The organism is Mesorhizobium sp. ES1-4, from assembly GCF_020164745.1.
Classification (GTDB): Bacteria; Pseudomonadota; Alphaproteobacteria; order Rhizobiales; family Rhizobiaceae; genus Mesorhizobium.
Genome location: NZ_JAIUGV010000005.1, coordinates 411,022 through 434,691, shown reverse-complemented (window position 1 = coordinate 434,691; position 23,670 = coordinate 411,022). Strand labels below are relative to the sequence as shown.

The window sequence follows — 23,670 nt, the reverse complement described above, 5'->3', positions numbered from 1 at the left end:
CTTCTTCGTCGCCAGCGGCGCACCGCCCTCGTTCGTGAGGCGTATATAGTCGCCACCAACCAAAACTGTCAACACCGATCTCAGATGTTTTTGAACTTTTTGCGACAGAAACTTCGGGCGGGCCTGTGGATAGCCGACTGCCGCTAGGGAACACGCGGCAACGGGAGGCGGCGGCCACCAACGAGCCCTATTGCCGCCGCATTGACGGTCGACACCAAGGCCAACGAGAGAGGCAAAGGTTCAGCCGAGCGATCGCCTCTTTATGCGCCTCGTAAAGGAAGCGTGCGACAAGCCCTGCAGACGAAGGCACGCCGCGCGCTTTCCACAGCGCTCTATAGAAGAAGTGCACGAGGGGATTTCGACCGGGGCCTGGGGCTTCGTTGACTTAACCTGCCGTGACAGGCAAATGTCATGGCCCAACAAGAGCGACAAGCCGTTCCGCCCGGGGAAGAAGCAGCCTTTCTGGATGCCAGACACGGAAGATGTCATAGCCGAACTCGGCAATGAGCCGCCGCTTATCGCGGACGGCCGCAGCGGCCCGCCCGATCGGCGTGAGGTTTCCGCGCGCTGGTTGTCGGGAACTTTTCTGACGGGCGTGACCTCGAGCGTTCTGATGGGCGTCGCGCTGTTTGCCGCCCTTGACGGGCGCCAGCAACTGGCCACCCCACCCGAGATCGCCGAACTGATCGGCCTCGCCAGCAATGGCGATTCCGGCGAAGTGGCCAAGACCACCAGGCTGGTGGCGCCGCGCCAGATCGCCAAGGCCAACGACCGTCGTCGCATGGAAGTGTCGATGGTCACCAAGGTCGGCGACCGCGATGTCATCCACACTATGCCTTTCGTGCAGATCAAGATGGCACTCGCTGCCGGCCACACCACCAACCGGGCTTACCCGCCCTTCGACCCCATGCAGGTGTTCGGCGACGATGGCGACGATACATCAGCGCAGCCAGCGACAGCCTCGGCCGCTTCCGGCCAGATCTACGGCGCCAAGGTCGAAAGCGAAATGAGTCTGAAGACCGTCGATTTCCCCATCGAGACGGCTTCCTTCGACGAGAAGAGCGACCTGTCCGCCGACGAAGTTGAAAAGGTGGTGCGCGAAGCCGGAACAGACCTCAGCGACGGCGCCGTGCAGGTGGCTTCACTCCATTATGTCGATCCGCAGCGATTCGGCGAAGCTTTTGCCGAGAGCATGGCTGGCTCCTACGACGTCAAGATCGTGCCGGAAAACGTCTCGGTGTCACCACGTGCAAACGCTGACGACCAGGCGCCGGCATTCGCCGAGGAAATCATCCCCTTCACCAAGGACACCGACCTCACCGAGGCTTTTGCCGATTCGGGCTACACGGGCGAGGATGCCACCGGCATGGCCGAAGCGATCGCCAAGCTGCTCAACGCCCCGGTGCTCAAGGCCGGAACCGTACTGCGTGTTGGCCTCGAGGTTCATGGCGATGTCGCGAAGGTCGTGCGCACCAGCGTCTACGACAAGACCACGCATATCGTGACCATCGCGCTCGACGATCGTGGCCAGTACGTGCCGGCGCAAGAGCCCGAGCCCAATCCGGAATTGCTGACGGCGTTCGACGATTCGTCGGCGCCGGTGGTGGTGCGCGGCAATCTGCCCAACGTCTATGACGGCATTTACCGCGCCGCCTATTCCTACGGCATGTCCAAGGCGATGACCCAGCGGCTGATCAAGCTCTTGGCATCCGATGTCGACTTCCAATCCCGCCTCAACCCGGCCGATCGTATTGAAGTGCTGTTCTCGCAGCCCGACGGCGACGACCAGACGTCCGACAATTCCGAACTTCTGTATGTTTCGGCGACCTTTGGCGGCCAGACGCGCAACTTCTATCGTTTCCAGATGCAGGACGGCAGCACGGACTATTTCGATGAGGACGGATCGAGCGCCAGGCAGTTCCTGTTGCGCAATCCCCTGCCCGCCGGCAAATTCCGCTCCGGTTTCGGTCCCCGCAAACATCCGATCCTTGGTTATGTCCGCATGCATACCGGCGTCGACTGGGCGGCCCCGATCGGCACGCCGATCATCGCCGCCGGCAACGGCACCATCGAAAAAGTCGGTTGGGCCGGCGGCTATGGGAAGCAGATCATCATCCGCCATGCCAATGGCTACGAGACCTCGTACAATCACCAGAGTGCCTTTGCCAAAGGCATCGAGCCCGGCGTGCACGTCCGTCAGGGCCAGACCATCGGCTATCTCGGCCAGACCGGCCTCGCCACTGGCCCGCACCTGCACTACGAGCTGATCGTCAACGGCACCAAGGTCGATCCGATGCGTGTCCGCCTGCCGGTCGGCAAGGTGCTGAAGGGCGACGACCTCGTCGCCTTCAAACGCGAGCGTGAGCGCATCGACGATCTGCTGAAGCAGGAAGATGGCAATTCGCTCAAGGTCGCCAGCGCCAAGATCGAAGGCTGAGCGTTAGAGCGGGGCAACGCGCGCCGAACTGCTCTAACTCTTTGTTTCCACGCAATTCCGGACGGAGGCTGTTAAACTCTTTTCCTGGAATTATGCTGGCCTTCAGTCCTGCCTAGGTTCTGCGTGCCGCGACCACGGCAGCGCCTCGCCGGAAATCGTCATCCATGCAATGACGGCCGAAAGCAGGCAAAGCAGCGCGGTCACCGAGGAGACGGCAGAAAAGGCAGCGTCGCTGGCGGCGATTCTTGCCGCATCGAGTGCCGGCGAAAGTCCGGTCGGTGGCGGTTCGCCGAAGCCGGGCACCCCGCCCGCAGCATTGGCCTCCAGGGCATTGGCATAAATCCAGGCAGCGAGCGACCCCATCGCCGCCACCGCGATCAGGCCGCCGATGCGTGAGACGGCGTTGTTGATGCCGGAAGCCGCCCCGGTGTCCTTGTCTTCCACCGCCGTCATGATCGCGGTCGACAATGGCGACACGACCAACGCCATTCCGAGCCCCATCAGCGCCATCAGAGGGAAGGTGCCCGTCCAGAAATGGTGAAAGCCGGCATGGGCGAGCAAGGCAAGCCCGGCGAAGGCAATCGCCACGATCAGGCTGCCGCAGGCAATGGGAAAGCGCGGCCCGATCCGGTCCGACAGCTTGCCGACAGGTCCAGACAGAAGCGCGATCGACGCCGACAGCGGCAGGAAGATGAAGCCGACCTCGGCCGTGCTCAGCCCCCAGCCGGCGATCAGCAGCATCGGCAGGTAAAAAAGATTGGCCGACAGCGCGAAATAGAGGAAGAAAGTCGCGGCATTGGCACCGGCGAATGCACCGATGCGAAACAGGCTGAGGTCGATCATCGGCTCGCGCTGCCGCCGTTCGAACAGAATGAAGACGACAAGCAGCACGGCGCCGGCGGCAATGCTTGGGCCGGCCATGTGGCTCTCGCCGCTGGCGCTCATCGAAGTCAGCCCATAGGCGAGCGCGCCGAAGGCCAGCGTCGCAAGCGCTCCGCCGGCAAGGTCAAGGCTGCGTTTCTCCGTCGGCGCATCGGCCGGAATCTTGGCGAGCAGCAGATAGATCGAGATCAGGCCGAGCGGCAGGTTGACCGCGAAGATCGCTCGCCAGATGCCATCGCCGAAAGCCGACAGCACCAAGCCGCCGAGCACGGGGCCGAGAGCCGTGGTCAATGCCGAGGCCGCCGCCCAGATGCCGATCGCCCTGCCGCGCTCTTTTTTCGGATAGGCCTTGGCGATGATGGCGAGGCTGCCCGGCACCATGATGGCAGCGCCGATGCCCTGGAGCGCGCGAAACGCGATCAGCACGACAGCGTTCGGCGCCAGCGCGCAGGCAAGCGAGGCTGCGACGAACAGCGCAATGCCGGCCACGAAGGCACGGCGAAGCCCGAACCGGTCGCCTGCGGCACCGCCGGCAAGGATCAGCGCCGAGAGCGTCAGCGCATAGGCGTTGGAAATCCACTGCGCCTCGGCGAGGCCGGCTCCGAGATCGACGCGGATCGCCGGCATGGCGATGGCTAGGATGGACCCGTCGATGAAGCCGAGCGCCGAAGCAAGGATGGCCGCGATCAACACATAACGCCGCTGCGATTGCGGACAGAACGTGCCGTTTGCGGTAGGCGGCGGAATGGCAGCGGCTTTGCTTGGGGAATGCATGCAATCTGCTTAAACCGCCGGCGCGGCCGCAACAACCAGCCAGTGCATCGATGTCGTTGAACCCAGGTTGGACTGACCACATTGCCAGGAGCGCACTGGGCCCGGTGCAATCGGCGGATGCCATGTTAAGCTTCACAAGCGATCAGGCCAGGGATGCAACCGATGAAGCGACCGCTCGAACCGTCCCAGACAGGGCTTCACCGCGTGGTCGGCCTGACCGACGGTGTCTTCGCCATCGCGCTCACCCTCATTGTTCTCGAGATCAGGGTGCCGGCGCACGAGGCGATCCGTTCCGAACACGATCTGCTTGCCGCCATCGCGGCACTGGCACCCCGCTTCCTCACCTATGCCCTGAGCTTCCTGACACTGACCATCTTCTGGTTCGGCCAGCAGGCGCAACATGGTTTGATCGCCAGATCCGACAGACGGCTGGCCACGCTGAACCTGTGCTTTCTCGCTTTTATCGCGCTCTTGCCGTTCTCGACCGACCTTCTGGCCGATTTCCTCGAGTTCAGGACTGCGGTGCTGGTTTACTGGCTCAACCTGCTGATGCTCGGCGTCACGCTGTCTGCCAGCTGGCATTATGCGGACAAAAGCGGCTTTGCCGCGGAGGATCTCGACGCGGAGACGAAGCGCATGGTTTACCTGCGCATCGTCAAGGCTCAGGTCCTTTGGGCCGTCGGCGCCGCACTTTGCCTGATCAGCCCGCTGCTCAGCGTCGGCTTTATGCTCGTGGTACAGCTTGTATACGCGATTTCGCCGCGCGCCGCCCTGGTGCGAAAAATCATCGGCTGAAAATCGAACTGAACTTCGTCACCCTGGCATGTCGACGCGGGTCTATTCGACGAACTCCACCGGCACACCGGGCGAGACCAGCTTGGCCAGTTCCCGTGCGTCCCAGTTGGTCAGCCGGACACACCCATGGCTTTCGGTCTTGCCGATTTTCGACGGCTCCGGCGTGCCGTGGATGCCGTAGGTCGGCTTGTCCAAGGCGATCCACACCGATCCGACCGGTCCATTGGGTCCCGGCGGAATGGTCAGGACCTTGGTGTTCTCGCCCTGCTTGAAGTTGATGTTGGGATTGTAGGTGTAGTTCGGATCGAGTGCGACACGGGATACCGCGTGGATGCCCGTCGGGGACGGCGTGTCCGATGAGCCGATCGTGGCGGGATAGGCCGCGACCAGCTTGCCCGACGCGTCATAGGCAAAGACTTCCTTCTTGCCCTTGTCGGCTACGATGCGGGCTACCGGCGTCGACACCAGTCTGCCGAAATTGGCGACCTTGATGATCGTGCCGGGACGATTGAAGTTGGCACCCGGATTGAGCGCCTTGAGATAGTTTTCGTCCATGTGGAAACGCTCGGCCAGCGCCTCGGCCACTGACGTGTAGCCCATGCGGTCGAGCTGCGCCTTCTGGCTGTAGTCTTCCGGGATGGAGGCGACATAGGGACCGGCGGCATCCTCCGCCGTGATGGTGTAGTTGGCGAAGGCGTCGCCGCCGGATTGCGAGAGTGCGGCCTGGATGCCGGCCGCGTCGGTCGATTTGAGGCTGCCGCCATTGATCTCGTTGTAGGCTGCCAGCGCCTTGTCGACGTTCGAACCGAAGCGCCCGTCGATGACACCAGGCGAAGCACCGCCACGGTCGAGCAGCACCTGTAGCGCTGCCACGTCCTGGCGTGAGCCCAGCGAAAGCGACGGACCGACTGACGTCTTCCCGGCAGCCCTTGGCGGCAATGCCGCCTGGTCCATGGGCTCGGTCTGTTCCGGCGGAGCTGCCGGCTGGACCGGGTCTATAGACGCCTCGTTCAGCGGGAGGCGCTTGATGGTGCCCGGCTTTGCCGGCCGCGGGGCATCGGGATAGTTGTTGTCGTAGTTGCCGTCATCCTGCGGTGCCGGCGGATAGGCATCGACCGAACCGTTTCCGTAAGGATCGTATTCGTCGGCTGGCGGCGGAATGACCCGGCCCTCCTCTTCCAGTTGTCTGCGGCGGAAGCGTGCCATGTCCTGGGGATCGTCGAGATAGTACCGGTCATCGCCGGCGGGGGCACGCCCCAGCTCGCGCAGCCGTGTGTCACGGCGCAGTGCGCGGCGGTCAAGCCGTGTCTGCGGCGGCTGGATGGCGATCACCTTGCCGGTATCCGCGTCGACGATGACGCGATTGCCCCTGGCATCGTAATAGATATCGAGATTGCCGTCCTGGGCGAGCAGAATGCCGCCGCTCTCGGCCGCCCGGACAGGCTGGGCCGCGCCGTCATGCGTCGGCGCGGCGAACGCGTTGGAACACACCAGTCCCGCAACAAGCGCCGAAAGGGTGAAGATAGTGCGCAGCATGGTGGCGAAGCTCTCCGGTCCGTATGTGCCGCCGCCCGGCATTGTCCAGTTCGGCGAACCCTTCGCCAGCAAACCAGTTACCCACCATATGGTTCCAACATGAACCGGGCATGAAGATGGCGGTTTCCGGCGCGTCGAGGATTATCCGTTAGCCTGCGGCAAGCCCCAATTCCTTGCGCGCCTGCTTCGTCAGCTTCAGGGCGACAAGGCGATGGCTCTCGCGCAAATAGTCCTGCAGCGCGCCATCATCCATGCTCTGGCTTGTCTGACGCTGGATCCACTTCATGCCGCGGGAGGCAAGATAAGGCGCGGGCCGCAACCCTGGCTGCTCCTTGAGCACGTCATAAGCGATGTCGGAACATTTGAAGGTGACGAAGACCTGCTGCCCTTGATCCCAGCCACCGATCGCAAACACCTTGGTTCCGACCTTCCAGACATGGGCACCGCCCCACTGTACCACGTGATTCGTTGCAGGCAGCGAGGCGCAGAAGCCGTTATAGTCGTCCAGCGTCATCGGCGCCCCATGATATGAATATGCCGCGCGCCCACGCCGGACACGCGGCACTCCAAAGCGCGGCGCGCTTTGGATCTTCAGGATATGCATGTCCTCTGTCCCAAACACTTTTGGGCGACATGCATGGATCAGGCCGCGGCTTCGGCCGCGACGATCGTCGGCTTGGAGCGGAAATTCAGCCGATCGGAACCGGCCGTGACCTTGACCGTCGAACCGTCCAGAATCTCGCCAAGCAGGATCTTTTCCGCCAACGGATCCTGCAGTTCCTTCTGCATTACCCGCTTCAGCGGCCGGGCACCATAAGCGGGGTCGTAACCCTTGGCCGCCAGCCACTCGATCGCCTCGGGATCCAGGGACAGGGTGATCTTCCGATCGGTCAGCAGGCTCTCCAGCCGCTTGAGCTGGATCTCGACGATACGGTCCATGTCCTTGCGGCGCAGCCGGTGGAATAGGATCACCTCATCGACGCGGTTGAGAAACTCCGGCCGGAACGACGCCCTGACCACGCCCATAACCTCATCACGCACGGCGTCGACGTCCTGGTCCTCACCGAGATTGACCAGGTATTCCGCGCCGAGATTCGACGTCATGATGATCAGCGTGTTGCGGAAGTCGACGGTGCGGCCCTGCCCGTCGGTCAGCCGTCCGTCATCGAGCACCTGCAACAGAACGTTGAAGACATCGGGATGCGCCTTCTCGATCTCGTCGAACAGCACGACCTGATAGGGCCGCCGCCGCACCGCCTCGGTCAGCGCGCCGCCTTCCTCATAGCCGACATAGCCGGGAGGCGCACCGATCAGCCGGGCGACGGAATGCTTCTCCATGTATTCGGACATGTCGATGCGCACCAGCGCGGTCTCGTCGTCGAACAGGAAGTTGGCCAAAGCCTTGGTGAGCTCCGTTTTGCCGACGCCGGTGGGCCCGAGGAACATGAACGAGCCGATCGGCCGGTTCGGATCCTGCAGGCCCGCACGGGCACGCCGCACCGCCTTGGAAACGGCCTGCACCGCCTCGCCCTGGCCGACGACCCGCTTGCCGATCTCGTCTTCCATGCGCAACAGCTTGTCACGCTCACCCTGCAGCATCTTGTCGACCGGAATGCCGGTCCAGCGCGACACGATATGGGCGACGTGATCGGGGGTGACCACTTCCTCCACCATGCCGGCCTTGCCGTCCTGGGCTTCGGCCTCCTTCAGCTTCTTTTCCAATTCCGGGATCTTGCCATACGCAAGTTCCCCGGCGCGTTGGAACTCACCCTTGCGCTGGGCAATGGCAAGGTCGTTGCGCGCTTCGTCGAGCTGCTTTTTCAAGTCGGCCGCCAACCCGAGCTTCTGCTTTTCGGCCTGCCATTTGGCGGTGATCTCGGTTGATTCCTCCTCCAGGCCGACCAACTCCTTTTCCAGGCGGGCAAGCCGGTCCTTCGAAGCCTCGTCGGTCTCGACCTTCAGCGCCTCGCGCTCGATCTTGAGCTGCATGATGCGGCGGTCGATCTCGTCCAGCGACTCGGGCTTGGAATCGACCTGCATGCGAAGCCGCGAGGCGGCTTCGTCGACGAGGTCGATCGCCTTATCCGGCAGAAAGCGGTCGGCAATGTAGCGGTTGGACAATGTCGCCGCCGCCACCAGCGCCGAGTCGGAGATACGCACCTTGTGGTGCTGTTCGTATTTTTCCTTCAGGCCGCGCAGGATCGAGACCGTGTCTTCCACCGTCGGCTCGTCGACGAAGACGGGCTGGAAACGGCGGGCAAGGGCGGGATCCTTCTCGACATGCTTGCGGTATTCATCGAGCGTGGTCGCGCCGACGCAGTGCAGTTCGCCGCGTGCCAGCGCCGGCTTCAGAAGGTTCGACGCATCCATGGCGCCATCGGCCTTGCCTGCACCGACCAGTGTGTGCATCTCGTCGATGAACAGGATTATGTTGCCACTGGCCGAGGTGACTTCCGAAAGCACCGCCTTCAGCCGCTCCTCGAACTCGCCGCGATATTTGGCGCCGGCAATCAGCGCGCCCATGTCGAGCGCCATCAACTGCTTGTCCTTCAGCGATTCCGGCACGTCGCCATTGACGATTCGCAGCGCCAGGCCTTCGGCGATCGCCGTCTTGCCGACGCCCGGCTCGCCGATCAGCACCGGGTTGTTCTTGGTGCGGCGCGACAGCACCTGGATGGTGCGGCGGATCTCGTCGTCGCGGCCGATGACTGGATCGAGTTTGCCGGCGCGGGCATCCGCAGTCAGGTCGCGTGCATATTTCTTCAGCGCGTCATAGCCCTGTTCGGCACTCGCCGAATCGGCGGTGCGGCCCTTGCGGACGTCGTTGATGACCTGGTTCAGCGCCTGCGCGGTGACGCCGGCCTTGGCGAGGATTTCAGCGGTCTTTGCCGATTTCTCCATGGCGAGCGCCTGCAGCAGCCGCTCGACGGTGACAAAACTGTCACCGGCCTTCTTGGCCAGATCCTCGGCGGTCGAGAACACCTTGGCCAACGGCTGCGCCAGATAGAGCTGGCCATTGCCGCCCTCCACCTTGGGCATCGCCTCAAGCGCGGTCTCGACGCCGAGCTTGACGTCGCGGACATTGCCGCCGGCACGCTCGATCAGCGACGCCGCCAAGCCCTCCTCGTCATCGACGAGGACTTTCAGAATGTGTTCAGGAGTGAATTGCTGGTGATTGCGAGATAGCGCCATCGTTTGCGCCGACTGGATAAAGCCGCGCACGCGCTCGGAATATTTCTCAAGGTCCATATTTGTCTCCTTCCATCACCGGCCCGCTTTGCGGCACCGGATCAGATTGCGGTGACGAATCCGCCCATGCGAGCCGGATCCCGTTCAGCGCAGATATGGTGTATGGGACGGGTTGTCTCAAGACGCCTTGATGTCGGTCAATCCATATTATTCCCCGGGCATCCAACAAAAACGGCGGAGATTTCTCCCCGCCGTTCGATGTCTTGCAGTGCCGTCCGATCAGTTGTCGATGTCGGCGATCACGGGTTCGGCGCTACCGCTATCGACCGGAGCCGCCGCCGTCTCGCCCGCATTGCCACTGTCGCTGCCGCTATCGGCCTGGTCGACATTGGCACGCGGACGGCGTGGACGGCGCGGGCGCCGGGCGGCGCTGTTTTCAGCGGCCGCCTCGTTGAGTTCGGCCTGGGCCGCAAGGCCGGCTGGCGAAAAATTCTCGAACCGTGGAGCCGGCTCGGCTGCCTCGACGGTCCCGGGCGGCGAAGCGGACTCTGCCGAAACTTCTGTCTGCCCCGAGGCCTCGTTGCGCTGCTGCTGGCTGCCTTGTTCAGTCGAAACATGGTCGCGCTGACCGCTCTGGCCGTAGCCGCCACTAGGACGGCGATCGCGATGGCGTCCGCCATTGTTGTCGCGGCCGCTGTTGTTGCGCCCGCCACTTTCGCGGTTGTCGCGACCGTTTTCCCGGTTCAGCGCAACCTCCGCCGGCATGCCTTCGATTACCGGCTGCGGGCCAGCGCCATGGTTGACTACCGGAATTTGCGGATCGGAACCGGCGTTGCCGCTGTTGCCAGCGCCACTATTGCCAGCCCCGCTGTTGCCGGCATTATCGAACTCGTCGCGATCCTCATCGCCGTCCTCGTCGAATTCGTCGCGCGACTGCTGGACGTTCTGGATCGGCATTTGCGCCTGCGCGGCGGCAATGATGCGGTTGTAGTGTTCGGCGTGTTGAAGATAATTCTCCGCCATCACCCGGTCGCCGGAGCTTTGCGCGTCACGGGCCAGGGTGGCGTATTTTTCGGCGATCTGCTGAGCCGATCCACGGATCTTCACGTCCGGGCCATTGCTCTCGTAATTGCGCGTTAGCGGATTCGGGCCCTTGCGGTTGTTGTTATTGTTGTTGTTATTCCCACCGCCGCCGCCATTGTTGTTGCGACCGCGCATGCGCCTGTTCTGCTGTTGTGGCCTCATTCGACTCTCTTCATCTTGAAATTTTCGAAAACTCGTTACGAACGGAGGCGCTCATGCGGCCAGCCGTTTCGTTTCTTCACCGGCGTTCGCCCGCATCAATTGCGTTGGCGCCACGTGCCATCCTGTTCCGGTTACATCACTTGCCGGACGATTCCCGCACGAAGCTTGGGCGTCGTTTGCGCAAGAAGGCAGCTATATCCAAGGAAACCGAATCGCTAAGAGCACTGCCTGCTTCGTCTCATCCGGTAAGGCGACCCTAGCTGCATTCCCCGGCATTGCCAAGCGCTTTTTTGCGCTGCGTCAAGACGTTGCCCGTTGAAAAACAAGAACCCTGTCGTTTCCGCCGAGATCACCAAACACGTCGCCGCCCGCGTAACCGGCTGCGCGAAATATATCGTCGACGTCGTTGCTTTGTGTGTGGCCGATCTCGACCGCAATCCTGCCTTCGGCTTCCAGAAACCTTGCCGCCTCGGCGGCGATGATCCTGTAGGGGTTCAGCCCATCCACGCCGCCATCCAAGGCCAGGCGCGGGTCGAAATCGCGGACTTCGTCCTGCAGATTTCCAATGTCTCCAGACGGTATATAGGGAGGGTTTGCGGCAATTACATGGTATCGGCCGGAAACTTTTCCGAACCAGTCCGACCGAACCGTCGTGAACCGGCCGCCGAGGCCCAGCTGCCCGGCATTGCGGGCCGCCATTGCCAGTGCGCCGGCGGAAATGTCGACGCCGGTGGCGGTCGCGGCCGGCACGACGCTCAGCAGCGCCAGGGCGATGGCGCCCGTCCCCGTGCCGAGATCGAGGATGCGGCACGCACCCTCCCGCGCGACCATTGCCTTGACGAAGGGCAGCACCGCATCGACCAGCGTTTCGGTGTCGGGTCGCGGCTCCAGTGTCTCCGGCGATAGCGACAGGCGCAAACCGTAGAATTCGCGATAGCCGAGGATACGATGCACCGGCTCGCCACCGGCTCGCCTTCCCAGCGCGCCGTCGATCGCGGCAATGGCATCCCCGTCGATCTTGCGCTCGGGATCGGCAATGGCCTGCGTGCGCGTCGTGCCGGAATAATGCTGGACGATCAGCCGCGCATCGAACGCGGGGTCATCGACGCCGGCCGCGGCAAGCCTTGCCCGCGCTTTCCGCAGCAACGGCCCCAGCGCCTCGGGCGGATGGTCAGCCATCGAGGCCGATATCGGCCAGCAACTTCGACTGGTGATCGGCGATCAGCGCGTCGACGATTTCGTCGAGTTCACCCATCATCACCCGGTCAAGTTTGTAGAGCGTCAGGTTGATGCGATGGTCGGTGACCCGGCCTTGCGGAAAATTGTAGGTGCGGATGCGCTCCGAGCGGTCGCCTGAGCCGACCTGCGACTTGCGCGATTCTGACCGCTCCTCGTCCGCCTTGCTGCGTTCCATGTCATAGAGCCGGGCACGCAGGATCTGCATGGCCTTGGCCCGGTTCTGGTGCTGCGATTTCTCCGCCTGCACCACCATGATACCGGTCGGCAAATGGGTGATGCGGACCGCGGAATCGGTGGTGTTGACGTGCTGGCCGCCGGAGCCGGAAGCACGCATCGTATCGATGCGGATGTCCTCGGCCTTGATGTCGATGTCGACCTCTTCCGCTTCCGGCAGCACGGCGACGGTGGCGGCGGAAGTGTGAATGCGCCCGCTGGCCTCCGTTGCCGGCACGCGCTGGACGCGGTGTACGCCGGACTCGAACTTCAGATGGGCGAACACACCCTTGCCTGAAATCGTGGCGATGATTTCCTTGAAGCCGCCGGCATCGCCGTCGCTCGCCGATACCGTTTCGAACCGCCAGCCGCGCTCGGCGGCGTAACGTTCGTACATGCGAAACAGGTCGCCGGCGAAAAGTGCTGCCTCGTCGCCGCCGGTGCCGGCGCGGATTTCGAGAATGGCGTTCTTGTCGTCGGCGGCATCCCTGGGTAGGAGCAGGATCTGGATGTCCTTCTGCAGCGTCTCGATCCGGTCCTCGACGCCGGGCAGATCGGCTTCCGCCAGCGCCCGCATCTCGGCATCCGTACCCTTGTCGGCGAGCATTGCTTCGAGGTCGGCCTGCTCATGCTCGGCCGAGCGCAATTCCCTGACCTTGGCCACCATGTCCTGCAACTCGGCATATTCCGATGCCATCTTCACATAGGCATCCGGCGCCGGTCCGGCCGACATCTGCGCTTCGAGCATCTCGAAACGCTTGACGACTTGATCCATACGATCGCGGGGCAGATTGACCATGATGAGGTGCTACAGCGGGATCGAGCGGTCGTCGGCGAAGGCCTGCAGCAACGCCCGCATCGGCAGCCCTTGCGCCGGCGCCATCAGATTGTCGTCGAAGAAGGCCTTCAGCTCTTCCAGCGGCAGCTCCGTCAGCATCGCCTTGACCGGCCCGATCGAGGCTGGTGACATCGAGATCGAGCGGAAACCGAGGCCGATCAGCGCCATCGCCGAGATCGGCTTGCCGGCGAGTTCGCCGCACAGCGTCACCGGTGTCTGGTTGCGGGCACCGGCGTCGGCGACCTGCTTGAGCACGCGCAGGAACGGCGGCGACAACGTATCGAAGCGGTTGGCCAATTGCGTGTTGCCGCGGTCGACCGCCATGACGAACTGGAACAGGTCGTTCGACCCGACCGAGACGAAGTCGACCGCCTTCATCAGTTCGTCGAGCTGGAACAGAAGCGACGGCACCTCCAGCATGGCGCCCAGCTTGAGACTGGTTGGCAGGTGGTGGGCGAAGCGTGAGAGGTGCCTCACCTCGCGGTCGATGATTTCGCGCGCCTGGGCGATTTCGCCAAGCTCGGTCACCATCGGCAGCATCAGCTTGAGCTCACGCCCGCCGCTGGCCTTGAGCAAGGCGCGGATCTGTGTGCGCAGCAAGCCCGGCCGGTCGAGCGTCAGGCGGATCGCCCGCCAGCCGAGGGCCGGATTCTCTTCCTGGATCGCGCCCTTGAAATAGGGCAGCACCTTGTCACCGCCGATGTCGATGGTGCGGAAGGTGACGGGCTTGCCGCGCGCGGCCTCGAGCACGTCGCGATAGAGTTTTTCCTGGGCTTCGGCGCGCGGGAAAGTCGAGGCGACCATGAACTGCAGTTCCGTGCGGAACAGGCCAATGCCGGCCGCGCCCGCCTCCGCCAGCTGCGGCAGGTCGACGGCAAGCCCGGCATTCATCAGCAGGTCGACCTGGACCCCGTCCCTGGTCGTCGAAGGCTTCTTGCGCAGCTCGCGGTATACCTCCTGCCGGCGCGCCCGGAACCGCACTTTTTCGGCGTAGGCGGCTTCCAGATCTGACTGCGGCCGCAGATGGATCGCACCCTCCTCGCCGTCGACGATGATGGCATCGCCGTTTTCCGCCATCGACACGGCGCCCTTCATCTGGCCGGCGACGGGTATTCCCATGGCGCGGGCGACGATGACGACATGGCTGGTCGCCGCGCCATCCTCCAGCACCAGCCCGCGCAGCTTGTCGCGGGGATAGTCGAGCAATTCAGCCGCACCCATCGAGCGGGCGACGATGATGGCGTCCTTCGGCAGCGAGGCCGCGACATCCTCGGGTCCACGCCCCATCAGCTGGCGCAACAGCCGGTTGGCCAGATCGTCGAAATCGCTCATCCGCTCGCGCAGATAGGGATCGGTCATGTGCAGCATGCGGGCGCGCATGTCGCTCTGCACCTTTTCGACCGCCGCTTCCGCCGTCAGGCCGTTGCGGATCGCCTCTTCCAGCCGCCTCACCCAGCCGCGGTCGTTGGCGAACATGCGGTAGGCTTCCAGCACCTGGCGATGCTCGCCCTCGAAAGCGACATCGCGGCGCTCCAGCATGTCGTCGATCGAGAGCCTCAGCGAACCGAGCGAGGCTTCGAGTCGCCGGACCTCTTCCTCGCTGTCCTCGTTGAACAAATTGGTGACGACGATGCGCGGCTCGTGCAGCACGACATGGCCAAGCCCGACGCCCTCGTTGAAGGACAGGCCGGTGAAGCTGACGGGCCGGCGCAGATCAAGTTCGAGGCCTGGCCGGGTCAGCCGGGCCAGATCGCCGGTGGCGATCATCTCGGCGATCACCATGGCCGTCGTTTCCAGTGCCTCGACCTCGTCGTCGCGGTAGTGGCGCATGGTCTTGTTCTGGACGACCAGGACGCCCAGGGTGCGCCCTGCCCTGAGCACCGGCACGCCGAGGAAGGAATTGTAGATCTCCTCCCCGGTCTCCGGCAGATAGGCGAAGGCCGGGTGTTCCTGCGCGTTGGACAGGTTGAGTGGCCTGGCACTCGCCGCGATCGTGCCGACCAGGCCTTGCCCCAGCCGCAGTTGCGCCAGGTGGACGGCGTTCGGGTTCAGACCTTCGGTGGCGTAGAGCTCGAGCACCGAATCGGCGCGCAGCACGTACAGCGAGCAGACTTCGGCGACCATGTTGGAAGCAATGTCGCGCACGATCCGGTCGAGCCGCTCCTGCGGCTCCAGCGGCTCCTGCATGAGCTCGCGGAGCCGTTTCAGCAGAACGCGCGGGCCAACGGCCGTGTCACGCATCGCGGCTTCTTCTCCAATGGACTTCTTGCCGGGGCAGTTTCCGCCGCGCCCGGCAAGTGCGCAACAACTGATTCAGTCTTGCTACTGCTTATCCAGACCGTAGACGGAATGCAAAGTGCGAACCGCAAGTTCCGTATACGGACCGTCGATCAGTATCGAAATCTTGATCTCGGAGGTGGTGATGGCGCGGATATTGATCGCCTTGTCCGCCAGCGCCTTGAAGGCGGTGGCGGCAACACCGGCATGGCTCCTCATGCCGATGCCGATGACCGAAACCTTCGACATGCCGGCTTCCGACTGCACGACATCGTAGCCGATCTCGGCTTTCAGCCGGTCGAGCACGGCCAGTGCCTTATCGACGTCGCCCGACGGCACGGTGAAGGTCATGTCGGTCAGCTTGCCGTCCTCGGAGATGTTCTGGACGATCATGTCGACATTGATGTTGGCTTCGGCCAGCGGGCCGAAGATGCCGGCGGCGACGCCTGGCCGGTCGCCGACACGGCGCAGCGAAATCTGGGCCTCGTCCTTGGCGTAGGCAATTCCGGTGACGACCTGCTGTTCCACGATCTCTTCCTCGTCGCAAATGAGCGTTCCCGGAGGATTGAGCAAATCCCCCATTCCGGGCGCGTCGGGATCGTCGAAGGACGACCGCACGAAGGTACGCACCCTGTGCACCATGGCAAGCTCGACCGAACGCACCTGCAGAACCTTGGCGCCGAGCGAGGCCATTTCGAGCATTTCCTCGAACGATATCTTGGCCAGCCGGCGCGCCTTGGGCTCGATGCGCGGATCGGTGGTGTAGACCCCGTCGACGTCGGTGTAGATGTCGCAGCGGTCGGCCTTGACCGCGGCGGCGATGGCCACGGCGCTGGTGTCGGATCCGCCGCGGCCAAGCGTGGCGATGCGGTTGTCCGGCCCGATGCCCTGGAAACCGGCGATCACAGCCACCTGCCCTTCGCCGAAGCGCTTGACCAGGAAGGCACCGTCGATGTCGAGGATGCGCGCCGCGCCATGCGCGTTGTCGGTCTTGATCGGGATCTGCCAGCCCTGCCAGGACCGCGCATGCACGCCCATGTTCTGCAAGGTGATCGCCAGAAGGCCGGCCGTCACCTGCTCGCCGGAAGCGACGACGGCATCATATTCGCGCGCATCGTGCATCGGCGAAGCCTCGCGCGTCCAGCCGACCAGCTCATTGGTCTTGCCGGCCATCGCCGAGACCACCACAGCCACCTCGTGGCCGGCGTCGACCTCGCGTTTGACGTGACGCGCCACATTGCGGATGCGGGCGATGTCGGCGACGGAGGTTCCGCCGAATTTCATCACGATACGCGCCATCGAAGCGAAATGCCTTTGACTGGAGGCGGCCCTGAGCCGAAACGGAAGAAAGCGCCCGGCTGGCGCCGGCCGCTGAATGCGCGGCCTCCTTAGCCAAATGAGCAAGGTTTCGCAAGGCTGACGGCGGATTGCACAGCGGCATATTGCCTTCCGGGCCGGCGCCGCTTACCAGATACTGCCTGCGGGAAATTTCTTTTGGTTCGGCATAACGGATGATTGCTCGTCTTCGGCGCGCCATGCGATTGCAATCGCTCCCGCCTGTCGTGGGCTTCGCGGTGCTGGCGTTGATCGTCGGCACCCGTGCGCTGCTCGTCGAGAGCCAAAGGGCCAATCGCGCCGCCGCGCGCGACACAATCGAGTACCAGCAGCAGCTATCCGGGCTGCTTTCATTGGCGCAAGACGCCGAGAGTGGTCAGCGCGGCTACCTGTTGACCGGTGAAAGATCCTATCTGGAGCCTTACCGGAAGGCCGTCGAGGCAATTCCGGGACAACTGGCGCGGATCGACGCCATGACGCCTTCGGACGACCAATTCGTCCAGCAGGTCAGCCACATCAAGGACGCGCTTTCGTGGAAACAGGCCGAGCTGTCCCAGACGATCGCCCTCTACGACCGGGGCGACGCGGCGAAGGCCCTGCAACTGGTCCGCGGCGGCCAGGGCAAGGCCGCCATGGACGAAATCCGCGCCAGCATGGATACGATCCGGCGGATCGGCGCCGCCGCCATGGCCATGCGCGACGAGCATACCGATCGGGTCGAGGCCTGGTTGCGTGCCGGTTCGCTGACGGCCCTCATCGCGATCTTCCTGCTTGGCGCCTACACCGTCCGTCAATCCCGCCGCCGCTTCCGCGAGGTGGCCGGCGCACAGGAAGAGCTGATGCGCAAGAACATCGAGCTCGGCAATGAAATCCAGACGCGTGAAAAGGCCGAATCCCAGATACGCCAGATGCAGAAGATGGAAGCCGTCGGGCAACTGACCGGTGGCATCGCCCACGACTTCAACAACATGCTGGCGGTCATCCTCAGCGCCATGAACCTTGCCCAGCGCAAGCTGAAGCGGGGCGAACATGACATTGAAAAGCTCGTCGAGGCCGCGACGGACGCGGCCAGCCGTGCCGCCGACCTGACCTCCCGCCTGCTTGCCTTCTCCCGCCTGCAGCCTCTGGCGCCGCAGGTTGTCGACACCAACCGGCTGTTGACCGGCATGTCCGATCTTCTGCGCCGTGCCTTGGGTGAAGGCGTTCGCATCGAAACGGTGCTGGCGGGCGGCCTGTGGAAAACCCACGCCGATCCCAGCCAGATCGAGAACGCGATCCTCAATCTGGCCGTCAATGCCCGCGATGCCATGGACAGCGAAGGCAAGCTGACCATCGAGACGGTCAACAGCCATCTCGACGAGGCCTATGCATTGACGCACGCCGAAGTCACGCCTGGCCAATATGTGATGATCGCGGTGACCGACACTGGTGCGGGCATGTCGCCCGAGATCATCAGCAAGGCCTTCGAGCCCTTCTTCACGACCAAGCCGGTCAACAAGGGCACGGGACTTGGATTGAGCCAGGTGTTCGGCTTCGTCAAGCAGTCGGGCGGCCACGTCAAGATCTACTCCGAGCCCGGGGTAGGCACGACGATCAAGATCTATCTGCCCCGGTTTTTCGGACCGGAAGAGCCGGCGGCGTCCGCCGAGCGCGGCAAGAGCACCTCCAAGGTCACCGAGACGATCCTCGTCGTCGAGGACGACGCCCGTGTGCGGGCCTCCACGACGGACATCATGCGCGAACTCGGCTACACCGTCATCCATGCGGCAAGCGGGCCAGAGGCCCTTGAGAAACTCGCCGCGACACCAGACATCGCCCTGCTTTTCACGGATATCGTCATGCCGGTGATGAACGGCCGCAAGCTCGCCGAGGAAGCGGTCGCGCGCCGGCCCGGGCTGAAAGTCGTCTTCACCACCGGCTTCACCAGGAACGCCGTGGTCCACAACGGCGTGCTCGACCATGACGTGCACTTCCTGGCCAAGCCGTTCACCATCGAGCAACTGGCGGCAAAGCTGCGCGACGTGCTGGACACGAAATAGCCGGGATCGAAAACGGCGTCGCTGTTATCGCGCACGCCTCCGGTTCATCGCCTGACATGGAGCGCCGCGATGTCAGCAGAGGAAAATGGCGCCTTGACATTCGATGCCTCACGCCCGACTTCCTAGCGTCCGAGGAGACCAACCGATGCCTGAGCCCCGACGATCGACGATCGATGCCGGAGAAGTGGAACGCTTTTCCGCTCTTGCCGCCGAATGGTGGAACCCGAACGGCAAGTTTCGTCCGCTGCACAAATTCAATCCGATCCGGCTTTCCTACATCCGCGACCAGATCGCGGCGCGTTTCGGCCGCGACCCGCGCGCGGCGCGGCCGTTCGAGGGCTTGCGTATTCTCGACATCGGCTGCGGCGGTGGCCTTTTGTGCGAGCCGATGGCGCGGCTCGGTGCCGAGGTGGTCGGAGCGGACGCCTCCGAGACAAACATAGAGGTGGCGAAACTGCATGCCGCAGAAGGTAATGTGAATATCGACTATCGTGCCACGACGGCGGAAGATCTCGCCGAGGCCGGCGAGACATTCGACGTCATTCTCAACATGGAAGTGGTCGAGCATGTCGCCGACATCGACCTGTTCGTCGCCAAATGCGGACAGATGGTCCGGCCCGGCGGCATCATGTTCGTGGCCACCATCAACCGCACGCTGAAGGCGCTCGGTCTCGCCATCATCGGCGCTGAATACGTCCTGCGCTGGCTGCCGCGCGGCACCCATCAGTTCGGCAAGCTGGTGCGCCCGGAAGAGTTGGAAAAGGCGCTAGGCGGCGCCGGCCTGACCGTCATCGACCGCACCGGCGTCACCTACAATCCGCTTGCCGACCGCTGGTCGCGATCGAAGGATATGGACGTCAACTACATGGTGCTGGCGGAAAAAGGATCGGTCTGAGCTTTCTCGGTATTCGGCATTGAGCGGCCGGTGCCGCCAGGCCAGCAATCAGCGCCTCAGCCCTTCTGGCTCTGCGCCTTCGTGGTGATGAACACGCCGGCGGTGATGATAGCGGCGCCGACCCAGGTCAGCAACTGATAGTGCTCGCCCAGGAAGATCGTGCCGGCAAACAGCCCGACGGCCGCCGCGACATAGCCGATCTGACTGAGATAGACCGGGCCGCCCACCGCCTGCAGCCTGAAGAAGAAAGCAAACATCGCCGATGCCGAGGCCATCTGCGCCACGACGATGAGCGGTACGGTGCCGAGTTGGGTGAAAGCCTTGCCGCCAAGCAAGGTCAGGATGCCGACGAGCAGCATCGCCGCGGAGGCCAGGTGGCTGCCGACCGCGAGTTCGATGGGCCCGGTTGCTTCCGGCCAGTCGATCGTCCGGTAGATGTTGCCGGCGGCGAGGCTGACTGGAATGAGCAGGCCCATGACGACCCAGAAGATTTCGGCAGGCTGGCCGGCCTCGCCGCGCGTCACCGCCACCATGACCGCGCCGACGAATCCGACGGCGATACCGGCGATGCCGGCGATGTTGGGGCGCCGGACACCGAGCAGGATCGAAAACACCAGCGTGATGACCGGCGACAGCGTGAACATGATGCCGGTATAGCCGGCGCCCAGATGCGGAATGGCCGAAAACATCAGGAGATTGGGGACGGCATAGGACACTGCCGCCGTGACGAAGAAATAACGCAGTTTGTGCGCGGTGAGGCGGATACGCTGGCCGCGCAGCAGTAACACGACGAGAAGCACGCCGCCGGCGCCGAGCGAGATGACGAAGGCCCAGACCATCGCTGGCACGCCCGCCGCCGTGGCGAGCTTGCCGAAAGGCAGCGTCAGGCCAAGCAGGCCGCCGGTGACGACCAGCAGGCCGAGCGCCGAATCCCAGAGAAATTTCATGGTCGAGCCCTGTCGCGTGCGGCCTTGGCCGGCATTGCATCTTGAGGTAAGATAACGAAAAGATTCTTAACGTCAAGATACATGATGGTGAGCAGATGGACCGTGCTGGGAAAGCCATCGAGCAGTGGCAGCGGGAGCGTCCGGATCTCGACGTGTCGCCCATGGCGGTGATCGGGCGCTTGAACGAGGTCGCCTCGCTGATCGCGCGCGAGCGGCTTGCGCCGCTCTTTGCCCGTTTCGGACTGCAGGCCGGAGAGTTCGATGTGCTGGCAACGCTGCGCCGCTCGGGCTCGCCTTACGCGTTGACGCCGACAGCGCTTTATGAAGCCACCATGGTCACCTCCGGCGCCATGACCAACAGGCTGGATCGGCTCGAGGCATCCGGATTGATCCAGCGCGCGCCACACCCCAACGACCGGCGCGGCATCGTCGTTCGGCTGACCGAAAAAGGCCTCGCGCTGATCGACGAGGCTGTCACCGCCCATGTGGCGAACGAGCACCAGATCCTGTCGGGTCTGACGCAGACCGAAAAAGAAACGCTTTCGCGTCTGCTGGAAAAACTGATCGGCAGCGTGAGCTGATCGCTCAGTTGCGGTCGTCCGGAAACACCGGTATCGGCATGAAATCGACGCCGTCCTCGGCAAGGCCCTTTGCCTCTTCCAGCGTCGCCTCGCCATAGATGCCGCGCGCATCGGTTTCGCCGAAGTGGATCTTGCGCGCTTCCTCGGCGAACTTGTCGCCGACATAGTCGGCATTCTCGCGCACCTTCTCGGCCATCGCCTTGAGTTGCGCCATGGCCTGCTTCTGCGCCTCGCCCATGGCAAGCGCTATGGTTTCCTGCTTGCGGGCCGTGGAAACGGCCGGCGCCATCAGGGCTTTTTGCACCTTGTGCGAGCCGCAGCTTGGGCAATCGACAAAGCCGCGCTTCTTCTGGGTGTCGAAATCGTCATTGCCGCGAAACCAGCCCTCGAACTCGTGCTCGTTTTCGCAGATCAGGGAAAAGCGGATCAAGAGGCGGCACCCCTGAGACGCGGTGCCTCGCCGGCATCGATGGTGAAATCCCGCGCATTCCGGAGATTGGGGATCTTCTTGCGCGCGGCAATCGACTGTGCCGGGTCGATCTCGGCGACAATCACGGCCGGTTCGTCATGCGCGGCTTCCGCCATGATGCGGCCCCACGGATCGACAATCAGCGAATGCCCATAGGTCTCGCGGCCGTCCTCATGCAGGCCGCCCTGCGCCGCGGCGACGACGAAGGCGCCGTTCTCGATGGCGCGTGCCCTCAGCAACACATGCCAGTGCGCCTCGCCGGTCTGGCGGGTGAAGGCCGCGGGCACGGAAAGCAGGTCGGCCCCGGCCATCGCCTCGGCGCGGAACAATTGCGGAAAACGCAGATCGTAGCAGACGGCAAAGCCGAGCTTCGCCTCCCCGATCCCGGTGACGACGGCCTCCGTGCCGGGCTCGTAGGCGGCCGATTCACGCCAGCTCTCGCCATTGTCGAGATCGACGTCGAACATGTGGATCTTGTCATAGGTAGCGAGCGTCGCGCCGTCCGGACCGAACAGCAACGCCCGGTTGGCGAGCTTGCCGTCAGCGCGCAGGATAGCGGTCGAGCCGATATGCAGGAACACGCCGAGTTCGCGCGCCAGCCCGCGCGCGGTCGAGACGACGATGTCCTTGTCCTCCGAGGTGAAAGAGGCGGTACGCGCTTGCTTGTCGCGGATGAGCGCACCGGTCATTTCCGGCGTCTGGATATAGGTCGCACCCTGGCCCGCCGCCTCGCGCACCATCCGCTCCATGTCGGCCGCGTTGCGCTCGGGACTCTCGCCTGACCGCATCTGCACTGCCGCCGCCTTGAAAACACCCGCCGCCTTGAAAACACCCATTGTCATACCCTCAATTCGACGAGCCGTTGGCGAGCAGCTTGTCCAGCCGGCCTTCTGCATCCAGATCATGGAGGTCGTCGCAGCCGCCGACATGCGTGTCGCCGATGAAAATCTGCGGAAACGTCGTGCGCCCGTGGGCCCGCGACATCATCTCCTGGCGCAATTCCGGCGAAAACGAAGCGTCGCGCTCGGTATAGGCGACGCCCTTGCGCTCCAGCAGCCGCTTGGCCGCCGTGCAGTAACCGCACATCATACGCGTATAGATCGTGACATCGACCATGACGAATTCCGCTCCGTTGCCGACTTATATAGTCGCGGACTCGTCCGCCCGGAAGTCCCCCGGCAACACACGGGCAAAGGTCAGCACGTCGACGGCGGCCGCACCTCCCTTTTTCAGGGCCTTGGTGGCGGCACGCACGGTGGCGCCTGTGGTGTAGACATCGTCGATCAAGAGCACACGCCGGCCGGCAATCTCGATCTCGGCCTCGGCGGGCACGCGAAAGGCTGCGCGCACGTTCTCCTCACGCTCCCGCCGCTCCAGCCCGACCTGCTGGCGGGTGATTTTCACGCGCCCCATGGCGGAAGGCGCGAACGACAGTCCGCTGAGATCGCAAACCGCGCGCGCCAGTTCCGCCGATTGGTTGAACCGCCGCCTGAAAAAACGGCGCCAGTGCAGCGGCACCGGCACCACCACGTCCGCGTCGGCGATGAGATCGGCGCCGACACGTACCATCCAGCGCGCCATCCAGGGAGCGAGATCCGTACGGTCCTGGTATTTCAGGCCCTGCACCATCTGGCGCGCAACCCCGGAATAGGCGACCGCCGCCCGCGCCCGTTCGAAGGGCGGCGGATCGGCGATCGCCTCCGCCGACAGAAACCCGTCGCCCATGTGGTGGGTGAACGGCGTGCCCATCACCGGGCACCACGGCCGCTCCAGCAGCCGCAGCTGCGGCCAGCAGGCACCACACAGCACACCGGGCTGCGAGACCTGACGGCGGCAACCGGCGCAGACCGGTGGAAACAGGATGCGCGCCGGCCAGCCCAGAGCCGATCGGGCTGCCGACCTGGCCAGCTTCCCGATCTCGTCGGACTTGATCTTGGGCATCGGATCGGCCACCTGAATAGTTCCTCGTCGCCACCATA

General features: G+C 63.8%; 19 protein-coding genes. 5 read left to right on the top strand and 14 right to left on the bottom strand.

The genetic code is table 11. From position 1 onward, the window contains the following. Nucleotides 1-466 precede the first annotated feature (466 nt). Nucleotides 467-2,437, top strand: a complete 1,971-nt coding sequence (locus LB556_RS12720) for a M23 family metallopeptidase (protein WP_224567498.1) — start codon at nt 467-469, stop codon at nt 2,435-2,437. Between the two features lie 102 nt (nt 2,438-2,539). Here LB556_RS12720 and LB556_RS12715 read toward each other — a convergent pair whose 3' ends face one another. Beyond that, nucleotides 2,540-4,093 carry an MFS transporter gene (locus LB556_RS12715; RefSeq protein WP_224567497.1) on the bottom strand — a complete coding sequence of 518 codons (1,554 nt, stop codon included), beginning with the start codon at nt 4,091-4,093 and terminating at the stop codon, nt 2,540-2,542. 162 nt (nt 4,094-4,255) lie between these two features. Here LB556_RS12715 and LB556_RS12710 point away from each other — a divergent pair, with 162 nt between their 5' ends. Then, on the top strand, nt 4,256-4,888 hold the full coding sequence (locus LB556_RS12710) for a TMEM175 family protein (RefSeq protein WP_224567496.1): 633 nt from the start codon (nt 4,256-4,258) through the stop codon (nt 4,886-4,888). Between the two features lie 42 nt (nt 4,889-4,930). Here LB556_RS12710 and LB556_RS12705 read toward each other — a convergent pair whose 3' ends face one another. The 8 genes from LB556_RS12705 to LB556_RS12670 form a co-directional block, all read right to left on the bottom strand. Further along, complete coding sequence (locus tag LB556_RS12705; protein ID WP_224567537.1) at nt 4,931-6,424, bottom strand: L,D-transpeptidase family protein; 1,494 nt, start codon at nt 6,422-6,424, stop codon at nt 4,931-4,933. Nucleotides 6,425-6,572: 148 nt separating this feature from the next. Continuing rightward, complete coding sequence (locus LB556_RS12700; RefSeq protein ID WP_224567535.1) at nt 6,573-6,938, bottom strand: MmcQ/YjbR family DNA-binding protein; 366 nt, start codon at nt 6,936-6,938, stop codon at nt 6,573-6,575. 128 nt (nt 6,939-7,066) lie between these two features. Beyond that, nucleotides 7,067-9,673 carry an ATP-dependent chaperone ClpB gene (gene clpB / locus LB556_RS12695; RefSeq protein WP_224567495.1) on the bottom strand — a complete coding sequence of 869 codons (2,607 nt, stop codon included), beginning with the start codon at nt 9,671-9,673 and terminating at the stop codon, nt 7,067-7,069. A 219-nt stretch (nt 9,674-9,892) separates the two neighbouring features. After that, on the bottom strand, nt 9,893-10,858 hold the full coding sequence (locus LB556_RS12690) for a DUF4167 domain-containing protein (RefSeq protein WP_224567494.1): 966 nt from the start codon (nt 10,856-10,858) through the stop codon (nt 9,893-9,895). A gap of 300 nt (nt 10,859-11,158) precedes the next feature. Beyond that, the gene (gene prmC / locus LB556_RS12685) at nt 11,159-12,037 is read right to left on the bottom strand and encodes a peptide chain release factor N(5)-glutamine methyltransferase (protein WP_224567493.1); all 879 of its coding nucleotides are present in this window, start codon (nt 12,035-12,037) and stop codon (nt 11,159-11,161) included. Continuing rightward, nucleotides 12,030-13,109: a peptide chain release factor 1 gene (gene prfA / locus LB556_RS12680; RefSeq protein WP_224567492.1), complete on the bottom strand. Its 1,080-nt coding sequence runs from the start codon at nt 13,107-13,109 to the stop codon at nt 12,030-12,032. Before prfA ends, prmC begins: the two co-directional genes overlap by 8 nt. Before the next feature lie 9 nt (nt 13,110-13,118). Further along, nucleotides 13,119-15,389: a phosphoenolpyruvate--protein phosphotransferase gene (ptsP, locus tag LB556_RS12675; RefSeq protein ID WP_224567490.1), complete on the bottom strand. Its 2,271-nt coding sequence runs from the start codon at nt 15,387-15,389 to the stop codon at nt 13,119-13,121. A gap of 81 nt (nt 15,390-15,470) precedes the next feature. Continuing rightward, on the bottom strand, nt 15,471-16,724 hold the full coding sequence (locus LB556_RS12670; protein ID WP_015315600.1) for an aspartate kinase: 1,254 nt from the start codon (nt 16,722-16,724) through the stop codon (nt 15,471-15,473). 236 nt (nt 16,725-16,960) lie between these two features. Here LB556_RS12670 and LB556_RS12665 point away from each other — a divergent pair, with 236 nt between their 5' ends. Together LB556_RS12665 and ubiG are read left to right on the top strand one after the other, a co-directional pair. After that, entirely contained in the window at nt 16,961-18,799 is a 1,839-nt protein-coding gene (locus LB556_RS12665; protein WP_224567533.1) for a CHASE3 domain-containing protein, read from the top strand. A gap of 145 nt (nt 18,800-18,944) precedes the next feature. Continuing rightward, entirely contained in the window at nt 18,945-19,694 is a 750-nt protein-coding gene (ubiG, locus tag LB556_RS12660) for a bifunctional 2-polyprenyl-6-hydroxyphenol methylase/3-demethylubiquinol 3-O-methyltransferase UbiG (protein ID WP_224567488.1), read from the top strand. 56 nt (nt 19,695-19,750) lie between these two features. On the opposite strand, the gene LB556_RS12655 is transcribed toward ubiG, so the two are convergent. Beyond that, nucleotides 19,751-20,641, bottom strand: coding sequence for a DMT family transporter (locus LB556_RS12655; RefSeq protein ID WP_224567485.1), 891 nt, complete (start codon nt 20,639-20,641; stop codon nt 19,751-19,753). A 95-nt stretch (nt 20,642-20,736) separates the two neighbouring features. On the opposite strand from LB556_RS12655, the gene LB556_RS12650 reads away from it, so the two are divergent. Further along, complete coding sequence (locus LB556_RS12650) at nt 20,737-21,222, top strand: MarR family winged helix-turn-helix transcriptional regulator (protein WP_224567483.1); 486 nt, start codon at nt 20,737-20,739, stop codon at nt 21,220-21,222. Between the two features lie 4 nt (nt 21,223-21,226). Here LB556_RS12650 and LB556_RS12645 read toward each other — a convergent pair whose 3' ends face one another. Genes LB556_RS12645 through LB556_RS12630 form a run of 4 tightly spaced genes read right to left on the bottom strand, consistent with a single transcriptional unit; the run spans nt 21,227 to nt 23,632 of the window. Next, nucleotides 21,227-21,652: a DUF1178 family protein gene (locus LB556_RS12645; RefSeq protein WP_224567480.1), complete on the bottom strand. Its 426-nt coding sequence runs from the start codon at nt 21,650-21,652 to the stop codon at nt 21,227-21,229. Continuing rightward, nucleotides 21,649-22,527, bottom strand: a complete 879-nt coding sequence (locus tag LB556_RS12640; protein WP_224567477.1) for a carbon-nitrogen hydrolase family protein — start codon at nt 22,525-22,527, stop codon at nt 21,649-21,651. Before LB556_RS12640 ends, LB556_RS12645 begins: the two co-directional genes overlap by 4 nt. 10 nt (nt 22,528-22,537) lie before the next feature. After that, a complete protein-coding gene (grxC, locus tag LB556_RS12635) occupies nt 22,538-22,807 on the bottom strand; it encodes a glutaredoxin 3 (protein ID WP_224567474.1) in 270 nt (89 codons plus the stop codon). A 24-nt stretch (nt 22,808-22,831) separates the two neighbouring features. Beyond that, on the bottom strand, nt 22,832-23,632 hold the full coding sequence (locus tag LB556_RS12630) for a ComF family protein (RefSeq protein WP_263485231.1): 801 nt from the start codon (nt 23,630-23,632) through the stop codon (nt 22,832-22,834). Nucleotides 23,633-23,670 lie beyond the last annotated feature (38 nt).